Below are 11,710 nucleotides of genomic sequence, written 5' to 3' on the forward strand. Positions count from 1 at the left end.
CTCCGCGCGGCTCGGGAGAGCACTCCCGCCCACCGTCTACACTGATCCGGCGCACCGCGGGAGGCTCCTCCCGCCCGCCGCGACCCACCCGAAAGCGAGAGCCCCGTGATCAAGCCCGACCTCGGCATCACCGTCCCCGACGAGCTCGGCTCGGTCCACTTCATCGGCATCGGCGGCTCCGGGATGAGCGGGATCGCCCGGCTGTTCCACCACGCCGGGCACCGGGTCACCGGGTCGGACGTCCGCGAGTCCCACCCCATCGAGCAGCTGCGGGAGCTCGGCGTCCCGGTCGCCATCGGCCACGACGCGGCGAACCTCGGGGACGCCGAGGCGGTCGTCGTCACCTCCGCCCTGTGGCCCGACAATCCGGAGTACCTGCTCGCGAAGGAGCGCGGCCTGCCCGTGCTGCACCGCTCGCAGGCCCTCGCCTGGCTGGTGCGCGGCAAGCGCCTGGTCGCGGTGGCCGGAGCGCACGGCAAGACCACGTCGACCGGCATGATCGTCACCGGCCTGCTCGGCGTCGACGCCGACCCCAGCTTCGTCAACGGCGGCATCATCGAGAGCCTCGGCACCTCCTCCGCCGCCGGCTCCGGCGAGGTCTTCGTCGTCGAGGCCGACGAATCGGACGGCAGCTTCCTCCTCTACGACACCGCGGTCGCCCTCATCACGAACGTCGACCCGGACCACCTCGACCACTACGGATCGCTGGAGGCGTTCGAGGAGGCCTTCGTCACCTTCGCCTCCTCCGCGAGCGAGCTCGTCGTCATCTCCTCCGACGACCCCGGCGCCGTCCGCGTCACCGAGCGGCTGGACGGCGGACGGGTGCTGACCTTCGGCGAGGCCGAGGGGGCGGACGTCCGCGTCGTCGACCTCGACCTCGTCGGCCCCGTCGGCTTCTCGGTCGAGTACGAGGGCAGGCGCTACTCGGCCCGCCTCCGCATCCCCGGCCGGCACAACGCGATCAACGCGGCCGGCGCGTTCGCAGTGCTGGTGGGCCTGGGCTTCGATCCGGCCGCCTCGCTCGAGGCCGTGTCGGCGTTCGGAGGCACGGAGCGCCGCTTCGAGCTGCACGGAGCGGTCCGCGGAGTCAGCGTCTACGACGACTACGCCCACCACCCCACCGAGGTGGCCGCCGCCCTCTCCGCCGCGCGCACCGTGGTCGGCGAGGGCCGCATCATCGCCGTGCACCAGCCGCACCTCTACAGCCGCACCCGCCTCTTCGCCCGCGAGTTCGCCGAGACGCTCGAGCGCTACGCCGACGAGACGATCGTCCTCGACGTCTACGGGGCGCGCGAGGATCCGGAGCCCGGAGTGACCGGAGCGCTGGTCAGCGAGAAGTTCGCCGACCCGTCGCACGTCTCGTTCGTCCCGGACTGGGCGGAGGCGGCCCGCCTCGCGGCCGGCATCGCGCGCGAGGGCGACTTCGTCATCACCCTCGGCTGCGGCGACGTCTACCGGATCATCCCGCAGGTGCTCGAGTCGCTCGGCGCGAGCGAGGCCGCGCCGGTCGCACGATGACCGCGGTCCTCGCGCCCGAAGCGGGGGAGCGGCCGTGAAGCGGCCCGACGGCGGACGCCCTCCGGCGCCCGGTCGGAGCGTCCCCACGCGCGGCGGCGAGCCGGAGCCGGACACCGAGCCGATCCGGATCGTCTCCGCGATCCGCGTGGACCCGGAGCCGGCCGAGCGCACTCCGTCGCGCGCGGGCGCGGTCCGCCGCACCCTCTCGGGCCTGCGCCTGCCCGGTGCCGAGAACCGGGCCGTCTCCCGGGCCGCCCGCGAGCGGAGGCGCTACGAGCGGGGGGAGGTCCGCCGCTTCACGAAGCGCGCGCGTCGGCGCCGCCTGATCGCCCTGGTCGTGGCCGGATCGCTCGTCGCCCTCGCCCTCATCGTCGGAGTCGCGGCCTTCTCGCCGCTCATGGCCGTGCGCACGATCGAGATCTCGGGCACTCAGCGCGTCGACGCCGCCGCCCTGCAGAGCGAGCTCGACGACCAGCTCGGCGTCCCGCTCACCCTGGTGGACCGGGACGAGGTCGGCCGCGTGCTGGGCGCGTCCCCGCTCATCCAGAGCTACTCGGTGCAGACCCGGCCGCCGAGCACCCTCGTGGTGTCGATCGTCGAGCGCACGCCCCTCGGCGTGATCGCGGCGGGGGGCCGCTTCGAGCTCGTGGACGCGGCCGGAGTCGTCATCGAGACGGCGGACTCGGCGCAGCCCGGCTACCCGGTCCTCACCACCGCGTCCGGCGACGCCTCGGGAGCCGGCTTCCGCGCGACCGCGCGGGTGCTGCGCTCCCTGCCCGCGTCGCTCGCTCCGCAGGTGACGGCCGCCACGGCCACGACCGGCGACGACGTCTCGCTCACCCTGCAGAACGGCACGGAAGTCGTCTGGGGCGGGTCGGACGAGTCGGCGCTCAAGGCCGTCGTGCTCGAGAAGCTGATGGCCGCGACCGACCCCGCCGTCGTCGGCATCTACGACGTGTCCTCGCCCCAGGCCGCCGTCGTGGCGCCCCGGCCCTGACCGGCGGCGGATCCGCGCGTTCTTTCGAGCGTTGCGGGCGTGTCTGCTGGGAGCGCGACCGGACTCCGCCTACCGTCGGAGCCGAACCCCAAATGCATACTCAGCATAACTTTAAGCCTCAACTACAGGTTTAAGGTTCAGCCCGGAGGCCGGAGACGTGACTTCAAACCAGAACTACCTCGCCGTGATCAAGGTCGTCGGCATCGGCGGTGGCGGCGTCAACGCCGTCAACCGCATGATCGAGCTCGGCCTGCGCGGTGTCGAATTCATCGCGATCAACACGGACGCCCAGGCGCTCCTGCTCAGCGACGCCGACGTCAAGCTCGACGTGGGCCGCGAGCTGACCCGCGGACTCGGCGCCGGCGCCGACCCCGAGGTCGGCCGCCGCGCCGCCGAGGACCACGCCGAGGAGATCGAGGAGGTCCTCGCGGGGGCCGACATGGTCTTCGTCACCGCGGGCGAGGGCGGCGGCACCGGCACAGGCGGCGCGCCCGTCGTCGCGCGGATCGCCAAGTCGATCGGCGCCCTCACCATCGGCGTCGTGACCAAGCCCTTCGGGTTCGAGGGACGCCGTCGGCAGACGCAGGCCGAGGCCGGCGTCGCGACGCTGAAGAACGAGGTCGACACGCTCATCGTCGTCCCGAACGACCGCCTGCTCGAGATCAGCGACCGCGGCATCTCGATGCTCGAGGCCTTCGCGACCGCCGACCAGGTGCTCCTCGCCGGCGTCCAGGGCATCACCGACCTGATCACCACGCCCGGCCTGATCAACCTCGACTTCGCCGACGTGAAGTCGGTCATGCAGGGCGCGGGCTCGGCGCTGATGGGCATCGGCTCGTCGCGCGGCGCCGATCGCGCGATCAAGGCGGCCGAGCTGGCCGTCGCCTCACCTCTGCTCGAGGCCAGCATCGACGGCGCGCACGGCGTGCTCCTCTCGATCCAGGGCGGCTCGAACCTCGGCATCTTCGAGATCAACGACGCGGCGCGCCTCGTCCAGGAGGCGGTGCACGCCGAGGCGAACATCATCTTCGGTGCCGTGATCGACGACACGCTCGGCGACGAGGTGCGCGTCACCGTCATCGCCGCGGGCTTCGACGGCGGAGAGCCGGGCGGGACCGCTCAGGCCGCGATCGCCCAGCCGCGCCAGCAGCAGAGCTCGGCGAGCGAGTCGGCCGCCGAGCCCGTCCCGGCTCCCGCCGCCGCCCCTGCGGCCGGCTCGATCTGGTCGAGCACCCCCGTCGCCGCCCCGGCCCCTGTCGCCGACCCGTCCTTCGACGACGACGACAGCGACCTGGACATCCCCGACTTCCTCAAGTAGTCGTGCCGGATCCGGAGCTGGCCGCGCGCTGGGCCGAGGTCTCCGAGCGGGTCGCCGACGCGACCCGCTCTGCCGGTCGCGAGGCGTCCTCGATCACGACCATCGTGGTGACCAAGTTCCACCCCGTGTCGCTGCTCCGCGACCTCCTCGAGCTGGGCGTCGTCGACTTCGGCGAGAACCGGCACCAGGAGGCGCAGGAGAAGTCGGCCGAGCTGGCGGGGACCGCTGCGCGCTGGCACTTCATCGGGCAGCTCCAGAGCAAGAAGGCGCGCCAGGTGCGCCGCTACGCCGACGCGGTCCACTCCGTCGACCGGCTCGCGCTCGTCCCGCTGCTGGAGGCGGGGGAGGAGCCGCTCGACGTGTTCCTGCAGGTCAACCTCACCGAGGATCCCGACCGCGGGGGAGCGTCGCCCGCCGACGTCGAGCCCCTCGTTGAGGCTCTCGCCGGGGCGCCCGGCCTCACGCTGCGCGGCGTGATGGCGGTCGCCCCGCTGGACGAGGAGCCCCGTCCGGCGTTCGCCCGGCTCCGGTCCATCTCCGACCGCGTGCGCGCCGTCGAGCCCTCCGCCACGGCGATCTCGGCGGGCATGTCGAACGACTTCGCCGAGGCGATCGCGGAGGGTGCGACACACCTGCGAATCGGATCGGCAATCACCGGAGAACGCCCCGCCCGCACCTAACCTCGTGGTGACCCACCTGTGGGAGCACACACGACACGGAGGACACCCCATGGCCAACCCGCTGAAGAAGACGATGGTCTACCTCGGACTCGCCGACGAAGAGGTCGAGTACGAGCGCGCAGAGCCCGTCGAGGCGGCCCCGGCGACGGCCCACCGCGCACCGGTCTCCCCGGTGCAGCCCGTCCCTCCCGTCGAGCCGGTGCAGCAGCCCCGCGCGACGGTCACCCCGCTCCGCAAGCCCACCCCCCAGACCCCGAAGGCGACGGCACCCGCCGAGATGAACGAGATCCTCACCGTCCACCCGAAGCAGTACCGCGACGCGCAGGTCATCGCGGAGAACTTCCGCGACGGCATCCCCGTGATCATCAACCTCTCGCAGATGAGCGATGCGGACGCCCGCCGCCTCATCGACTTCGCGAGCGGACTCTCGCAGGGCCTCTACGGCCGCATCGAGCGCGTGACGAGCAAGGTCTTCCTGCTCTCGCCGTCGCACATCACCGTCGCCGGCGACTCCGCCTCCGCCGAGAGCGACGCCGACGCGTCGTTCTTCGCGAAGTCCTGATCCCGGGGAGCCCTGGCCCCCGGTGACCTCCGTCGTCTCGCTCCTCGGGAGCGTCCTGTACTTCGTGCTGCTGCTCTACTTCTTCGCGATGTGGGCGCGGTTCGTGCTCGACCTCGTCCGCGTGATCCGACGCGACTGGCGCCCCCGCGGTGCCGGCCTCGTCGCCGCGGAGGGCGTCTACACCGTCACGGACCCGCCGATCGGCTTCTTCCGACGCCTGATCAAGCCGGTCTCGATCGGTCCGATCGCCCTCGATTTCGGCTGGAGCCTCACCATGCTCTGCGTCATCGTGGGCATGTACATCGCCACGTGGCTCCAGCGCGCCTGACCGTCCCTGTATCGTTGGCACGTCCGGACGTTCCCCGCGGTGTCAGCACTGCGCCGTGCGCCTGAAGTTGCTAGCTTTAGTCGCGCGTTGTTAAACGTGTACCTACTTGAAATCGAAGGTGGAAAGCCATGGCGCTCACTCCCGAAGACGTTGTCAACAAGCGGTTCCAGCCGACCAAGTTCCGTGAGGGATACGACCAGGACGAGGTCGACGACTTCCTCGACGAGGTCGTCGTGGAGCTCCGCCGCCTGAACCAGGAGAACGAGGAGCTTCGTCAGCGCCTCTCCTCCGGCGACAGCCGCCCGTCGGACGCCCGAGTCCCCGACGCCCCGCGCGAGAGCACTCCTGCTCCCGCCCCGGTGGTCGACGAGGCACCCGAGCCGGAGCCGCAGCCCGAGCCCGAGCCCACCCCGGCTCCCGCACCGGTCGTCGCTCCCGTCAGCTCCTCGCAGTCGGCTCCGGTCGACGAGGCCGAGAGCTCCAGCGGACTCCTGCAGCTCGCCCGCCGCCTCCACGAGGAGCACGTGCGCGAGGGTGCCGAGAAGCGCGACGCTCTCGTCGCCGAGGGCCGTGCCACGGCCGCCCGCATCGTCGCCGAGGCCGAGGCCAAGCAGCGCCAGCAGGTCGCGAAGCTCGAGGAGGAGCGCGCGACGGTCGAGCACCGCATCGACGAGCTCCGTACCTTCGAGCGCGAGTACCGCCAGAAGCTGAAGAGCTACATCGAGGGCCAGCTCCGCGACCTCGACACCCAGCCGGCGTCGACGGAGTCCTCGCTGTCGGGCTTTGGGGCGTAGTCCCGCCGCAGCGGACGTCAGGCCGAGGGTGCTCGTCACCCTCGGCCTCGTCGCGCTCGCGGTCTTCGCGATCGATCAGACCGCGAAGTTCCTGGTCACGACGAACCTGCCCCTGGGCGAGGACGTCCACGTCCTCGGCGACGTCCTGATCCTGCACTACGTGAAGAACCCGGGTGCCGCCTTCTCCCTCGCGAGCGGGTCGACCTGGATCTTCTCGATCATCGCGGCGTGCGTCGTCGTCGCCGTGATCTGGTTCTCGCGCCGGATCCGCTCCACCGCGTGGGGCGTCTTCTTCGGCCTGCTGCTCGGCGGCACCCTCGGCAACCTCTTCGACCGGCTGTTCCGAGAGCCCTCCTTCGGGCTCGGACACGTCGTCGACTTCCTCTTCACGCCGTGGCTGCTCCCGGCGATCTACAACGTCGCCGACATCGCGATCTGCACGGCGATGGCGCTGTTCGTCCTCCTGAGCGTGCGGGGCGTCGGCCTCGACGGCACCCGTGAGCGCGCGGGCCGCGACGAGCAGGCCCAGGTCGTGTCCGAGAACGGCGCTCCCGCCGCCCCCGGAGCGGGCGCCCCCGCAGCGGCCTCCTCCGTCGAGGAGGCGGCCCGCGACGCCGACCGCCCCGGCGGACGCTGATGGCGCAGTCCCGAGAGCTGCCGGTCCCGGACGGGCTCGACGGCCTCCGCGTGGACGCGGCCGTCGCGAAGCTGCTCGGCTTCTCGCGCACCTTCGCGGCCGAGGTCGCCGAGGCGGGCGGAGTGAGCGCCGACGGACGGGTCCTCGACAAGAGCGACCGCGTGCACGCAGGCACCTGGCTGAGCGTCGAGTGGAGCCCGCGCGAGGAGCCGCGGATCGTGCCGATGGCGGTCCCCGGCCTCGGCATCGTGCACGACGACGACGACATCGTGGTGATCGACAAGCCCGTCGGAGTGGCCGCGCACCCCGCCGTGGGCTGGGAGGGACCGACGGTGCTCGGCGCCCTCGCCGCCGCGGGCTTCACCGTGTCGACCTCCGGTGCGGCCGAGCGCGCGGGCATCGTGCACCGGCTCGACGCCGGCACGAGCGGCCTCATGGTCGTCGCGAAGTCCGAGCGCGCCTACACGCACCTCAAGCGCGCGTTCCACGACCGCACGGTCGAGAAGGTCTACCACGCGGTCGTGCAGGGCCACCCCGACCCGCTCGCCGGCACGATCGACGCCCCGCTCGGCCGCCACCCGTCCTCGGACTGGAAGTTCGCGGTCCGCGCCGACGGCAAGCCCTCGGTGACCCACTACGAGACGATCGAGGCCTTCCCGTTCGCCTCCCTCCTCGAGATCCACCTCGAGACCGGCCGCACCCACCAGATCCGCGTGCACATGGCCGCCCAGCGCCACCCGTGCGTCGGCGACGCGATGTACGGCGCCGATCCGACCCTCTCGAAGCGGCTCGGCCTCACCCGCCAGTGGCTCGACGCGGTCCGGCTCGGCTTCACCCACCCGGGCTCGGGGGAGTGGGTGCAGTTCGAGGCGTCGTACCCCGACGACCTGGTGCACGCCCTCGAGGTGCTGCGCGGGGAGTGATCCGCGCTCTCCCGGCCGGACCCGCGTCCGGCGCGGTTAGACTTCTTCCCGCCGTGTCCACGGGCCCTCCCGGGTCGCCGGCCATCCCTCCCCTGCCCGCAGTCCGCCGGAGGCGCATCCTTGCCGAGTAACGATTCCTTCGTCCACCTCCACGTGCACAGCGAGTACTCGATGCTCGACGGTGCAGCGCGGGTGAAGCCGCTGATCGACGCGGCGGTCGAGGAGGGCATGCCGGCCATCGCCGTGACCGACCACGGGAACGTGTTCGGCGCCTTCGACTTCTGGCGCACCGCGACGGCGGCGGGGATCAAGCCGATCATCGGCACCGAGGCCTACCTCACCCCGGGGACGCACCGCTCCGACAAGACCCGCATCCGCTGGGGCGACGGCGGAGGGGACGACGTGTCCGGCTCCGGCGCGTACACCCACATGACGCTGCTCAGCTCGACCACGACGGGCATGCACAACCTCTTCCGCCTCTCCTCGCGCGCGTCGATCGAGGGCTACTACTTCAAGCCGCGCATGGACCGCGAGATCCTCTCGCAGTACTCCGAGGGCCTGATCGGCACCACGGGCTGCCCGAGCGGCGAGGTCCAGACGCGCCTGCGCCTCGGCCAGTACAAGGAGGCCCGCCAGGCGGCCGCCGACTACCGCGACATCTTCGGCAAGGAGAACTTCTTCGCCGAGATCATGGATCACGGCCTCGACATCGAGCGGCGGGTGATCGGCGACATCATCCGGCTCGCGAAGGACCTCGACCTCCCGTTGGTCGCCACCAACGACCTGCACTACACGCACGCGCACGACGCGACCTCGCACGCGGCGCTGCTCTGCGTGCAGTCCGGAACCACCCTCGACGACCCCAAGCGCTTCAAGTTCGACGCGGACGAGTTCTACCTCAAGTCGCCGCGCGAGATGCGCCAGGTCTTCCGCGACCACCCCGAGGCCTGCGACAACACGCTCCTCATCGCGGAGCGCTGCGACGTCCAGTTCGACACCTCGGCGAACTACATGCCCCGCTTCCCGGTGCCGGAGGGCGAGACGGAGGACACCTGGTTCGTGAAGGAGGTCGAGGCCGGACTGCGCGAGCGCTACCCGGACGGCATCTCCCAGGAGGTGCGCGACCGGGCGGACTACGAGACCCGCGTCATCCTGCAGATGGGCTTCCCCGGCTACTTCCTCGTCGTCGCCGACTTCATCAACTGGTCCAAGCGCAACGGGATCCGCGTCGGTCCCGGCCGCGGCTCCGGTGCCGGCTCGATGGCGGCCTACGCGATGAAGATCACCGACCTCGATCCGCTGCGCCACGGCCTGATCTTCGAGCGCTTCCTCAACCCCGACCGCGTCTCCATGCCCGACTTCGACGTCGACTTCGACGACCGTCGCCGCGGCGAGGTCATCCGCTACGTCACCGAGAAGTACGGCGACGAGCGCGTCGCGCAGATCGTCACCTACGGCACCATCAAGGCGAAGCAGGCTCTCAAGGACGCCTCGCGCGTCCTCGGCTTCCCGTTCGGGATGGGCGAGAAGCTGACGAAGGCCATGCCGCCCGCGATCATGGGCAAGGACATCCCGCTCAGCGGCATCAACGACCCCGCCCACGCGCGCTACAAGGAAGCGCTCGACGTGCGCAACGTCATCGCCGAGGACCCGCAGGCCAAGCTGGTGTTCGACACCGCGCTCGGACTCGAGAACCTCAAGCGCCAGTGGGGCGTGCACGCGGCCGGCGTCATCATGTCCAGCGATCCGCTGCTCGACATCATCCCGATCATGAAGCGGGAGCAGGACGGCCAGATCGTCACGCAGTTCGACTACCCCGCGTGCGAGTCGCTCGGGCTGATCAAGATGGACTTCCTGGGGCTGCGGAACCTCACGATCATCGACGACGCCCTCGACAACATCCGCGCCAACCGCGGACAGGACCTCGTGCTCGAGGACCTCGAGCTCGACGACCAGGCCGCCTACGACCTCCTCGCCCGAGGTGACACGCTCGGCGTCTTCCAGCTCGACGGCGGCCCGATGCGCGGCCTTCTCCGACTGATGAAGCCCGACAACTTCGAGGACATCTCCGCAGTCCTCGCGCTCTACCGGCCGGGCCCGATGGGCGCCGACTCCCACACCAACTACGCGCTGCGGAAGAACGGCGTGCAGGAGATCACCCCGATCCACCCGGAGCTCGAGGAGCCGCTCTCGGAGGTGCTCGGAGGGACCTACGGCCTGATCGTGTACCAGGAGCAGGTCATGTCGATCGCGCAGAAGCTAGCGGGCTTCACGCTCGCGCAGGCCGACCTGCTGCGGCGCGCGATGGGCAAGAAGAAGAAGTCCGAGCTGGACAAGCAGTTCGAGGGCTTCTCGGGCGGCATGATCGCCAACGGCTACTCGATGGAGGCCGTCAAGACCCTCTGGGACATCCTGCTGCCCTTCTCCGACTACGCCTTCAACAAGGCGCACTCGGCGGCGTACGGCGTCGTCTCCTACTGGACGGCGTACCTCAAGGCGCACTACCCCGCGGAGTACATGGCCGCGCTGCTCACCAGCGTCGGCGACTCCAAGGACAAGATGGCCGCCTACCTCAACGAGTGCCGGCGGATGGGGATCAAGGTGCTCCCGCCGGACGTCAACGAGTCGATCGGCTTCTTCACCGCAGTCGGCACCGACATCCGCTTCGGCCTCGGCGCCGTCCGCAACGTCGGCATGAACGTCGTCGAGGGCATCCGGGCCGCCCGCGAGGAGAAGGGGCGCTTCGAGACGTTCCACGACTTCCTCCGCAAGGTGCCGCTGCAGGTGACCAACAAGCGCACCATCGAGTCGCTCATCAAGGCCGGCGCCTTCGACTCGCTCGGCTCGACCCGCCGCGCCCTGGTCGAGGTGCACGAGGACGCCGTCGAGGCGGCGGTGGGGGAGAAGCGCAACGAGGCGAACGGCCAGGTCGGCTTCGACTTCGACAGCCTCTGGGACGAGCCGCACGCCGCGATCCAGGTGCCCGAGCGGCCCGAATGGGCCAAGCGCGACAAGCTCGCCTTTGAGCGCGACATGCTCGGGCTCTACGTGTCCGACCATCCGCTCGCCGGACTCGAGACCGAGCTCGCCAAGCACTACAGCACCACGATCGCCGACCTGCTGATCTCGGAGACGATCGCCGACGGCGAGACCGTGGTCGTCGCGGGCCTCGTCACGAGCGTCCAGCACCGCATGGCCAAGGCCTCCGGCAACCAGTACGGGATGATCCAGGTCGAGGACTTCGGCGGCGAGATCACCTGCATGTTCATGGGGAAGGCGTACCAGGAGTTCGCCCCGGCGCTCACGAACGACTCCATCGTCGTCGTCAGAGGCCGCGTCAGCATGCGCGACGACGGGATGAATCTGCACGCGTTCAGCCTGTTCGCCCCCGAGATGAGCCAGGACGGCGACTCGGGACCGCTCACCGTCTCGATGCCCGAGTCGCGCGCGACCACCGACACGGTCTCGCAGCTCAGCGACGTGCTCATCCGCCACTCCGGCCAGACCGAGGTGCGCCTGAAGCTCATCAAGGGCGACACGGCCCGCGTGTTCGAGGTGCCGTTCCCCGTGCGCATCACCCCGGACCTCTTCGGCGAGCTGAAGAGCCTGCTGGGGCCGAACTGTCTGTATTGAATTCCGAGCCGGTCCCCGACCGGCTCGGCGCGGTCGGCTGGGGAGGGTGGCCGGGTTCGTGAGAGCGTCGTGCGTCCGGCTACGACGATCCGCTGACACGCGGATCGCCGGTTCGCCTCGGAGGGTGCGGCGAGAGGGTGGCGGATCGGAGGGCGAGCCTGCGGCCGCCGGTGTCCTCCTGGTGGTCGAGTAGCCGCGCGGCGGCGTATCGAGACCGGGCGAGCGCCCGTAGATGCTGGTCGAGTAGCCGCGGAGCGGCGGATCGAGACCGGGCGAGGGCCGGGCGGGCACGGCGTTCATGACGACGCTCGACGGGTAGA

General features: G+C 70.8%; 10 protein-coding genes. All 10 read left to right on the forward strand.

Annotated elements, in window-relative coordinates:
* Positions 1-105: 105 nt before the first annotated feature.
* The 10 genes from murC to dnaE all read left to right on the forward strand — a co-directional run bounded on the left by murC (position 106) and on the right by dnaE (position 11,390).
* Positions 106-1,518, forward strand: a complete 1,413-nt coding sequence (gene murC, locus C5C36_RS09250) for a UDP-N-acetylmuramate--L-alanine ligase (RefSeq protein ID WP_104250759.1) — start codon at positions 106-108, stop codon at positions 1,516-1,518.
* Positions 1,519-1,552: 34 nt separating this feature from the next.
* Positions 1,553-2,515 carry a cell division protein FtsQ/DivIB gene (locus C5C36_RS09255; protein WP_104309615.1) on the forward strand — a complete coding sequence of 321 codons (963 nt, stop codon included), beginning with the start codon at positions 1,553-1,555 and terminating at the stop codon, positions 2,513-2,515.
* A gap of 157 nt (positions 2,516-2,672) precedes the next feature.
* The gene (ftsZ, locus tag C5C36_RS09260) at positions 2,673-3,833 is read left to right on the forward strand and encodes a cell division protein FtsZ (RefSeq protein WP_104222597.1); all 1,161 of its coding nucleotides are present in this window, start codon (positions 2,673-2,675) and stop codon (positions 3,831-3,833) included.
* Positions 3,834-3,835: 2 nt separating this feature from the next.
* Positions 3,836-4,513 carry a YggS family pyridoxal phosphate-dependent enzyme gene (locus tag C5C36_RS09265; RefSeq protein WP_104309616.1) on the forward strand — a complete coding sequence of 226 codons (678 nt, stop codon included), beginning with the start codon at positions 3,836-3,838 and terminating at the stop codon, positions 4,511-4,513.
* Positions 4,514-4,562: 49 nt separating this feature from the next.
* Entirely contained in the window at positions 4,563-5,075 is a 513-nt protein-coding gene (locus C5C36_RS09270) for a cell division protein SepF (protein ID WP_104222599.1), read from the forward strand.
* 22 nt (positions 5,076-5,097) lie between these two features.
* Positions 5,098-5,403, forward strand: coding sequence for a YggT family protein (locus C5C36_RS09275; RefSeq protein ID WP_258059242.1), 306 nt, complete (start codon positions 5,098-5,100; stop codon positions 5,401-5,403).
* Positions 5,404-5,531: 128 nt separating this feature from the next.
* Positions 5,532-6,197: a DivIVA domain-containing protein gene (locus C5C36_RS09280; protein WP_104267391.1), complete on the forward strand. Its 666-nt coding sequence runs from the start codon at positions 5,532-5,534 to the stop codon at positions 6,195-6,197.
* Positions 6,198-6,225: 28 nt separating this feature from the next.
* A complete protein-coding gene (lspA, locus tag C5C36_RS09285) occupies positions 6,226-6,834 on the forward strand; it encodes a signal peptidase II (protein WP_104309617.1) in 609 nt (202 codons plus the stop codon).
* Complete coding sequence (locus C5C36_RS09290) at positions 6,834-7,757, forward strand: RluA family pseudouridine synthase (protein WP_104233341.1); 924 nt, start codon at positions 6,834-6,836, stop codon at positions 7,755-7,757. Before lspA ends, C5C36_RS09290 begins: the two co-directional genes overlap by 1 nt.
* 171 nt (positions 7,758-7,928) lie before the next feature.
* Entirely contained in the window at positions 7,929-11,390 is a 3,462-nt protein-coding gene (gene dnaE / locus C5C36_RS09295; RefSeq protein WP_374954346.1) for a DNA polymerase III subunit alpha, read from the forward strand.
* The last annotated feature ends 320 nt before the right edge of the window (positions 11,391-11,710 follow it).

It is taken from the genome of Rathayibacter sp. AY1G1 (genome assembly GCF_002932095.1).
Lineage (GTDB): Bacteria > Actinomycetota > Actinomycetes > Actinomycetales > Microbacteriaceae > Rathayibacter.

Coding starts and splice junctions, on each gene's coding strand:
- dnaE (WP_374954346.1), top strand. CDS start 7,929: ATGCTCGACGGTGCAGCGCGGGTGAAGCCGCTGATCGACGCGGCGGTC.
- C5C36_RS09270 (WP_104222599.1), top strand. CDS start 4,563: ATGGCCAACCCGCTGAAGAAGACGATGGTCTACCTCGGACTCGCCGAC.
- C5C36_RS09280 (WP_104267391.1), top strand. CDS start 5,532: ATGGCGCTCACTCCCGAAGACGTTGTCAACAAGCGGTTCCAGCCGACC.
- C5C36_RS09290 (WP_104233341.1), top strand. CDS start 6,834: ATGGCGCAGTCCCGAGAGCTGCCGGTCCCGGACGGGCTCGACGGCCTC.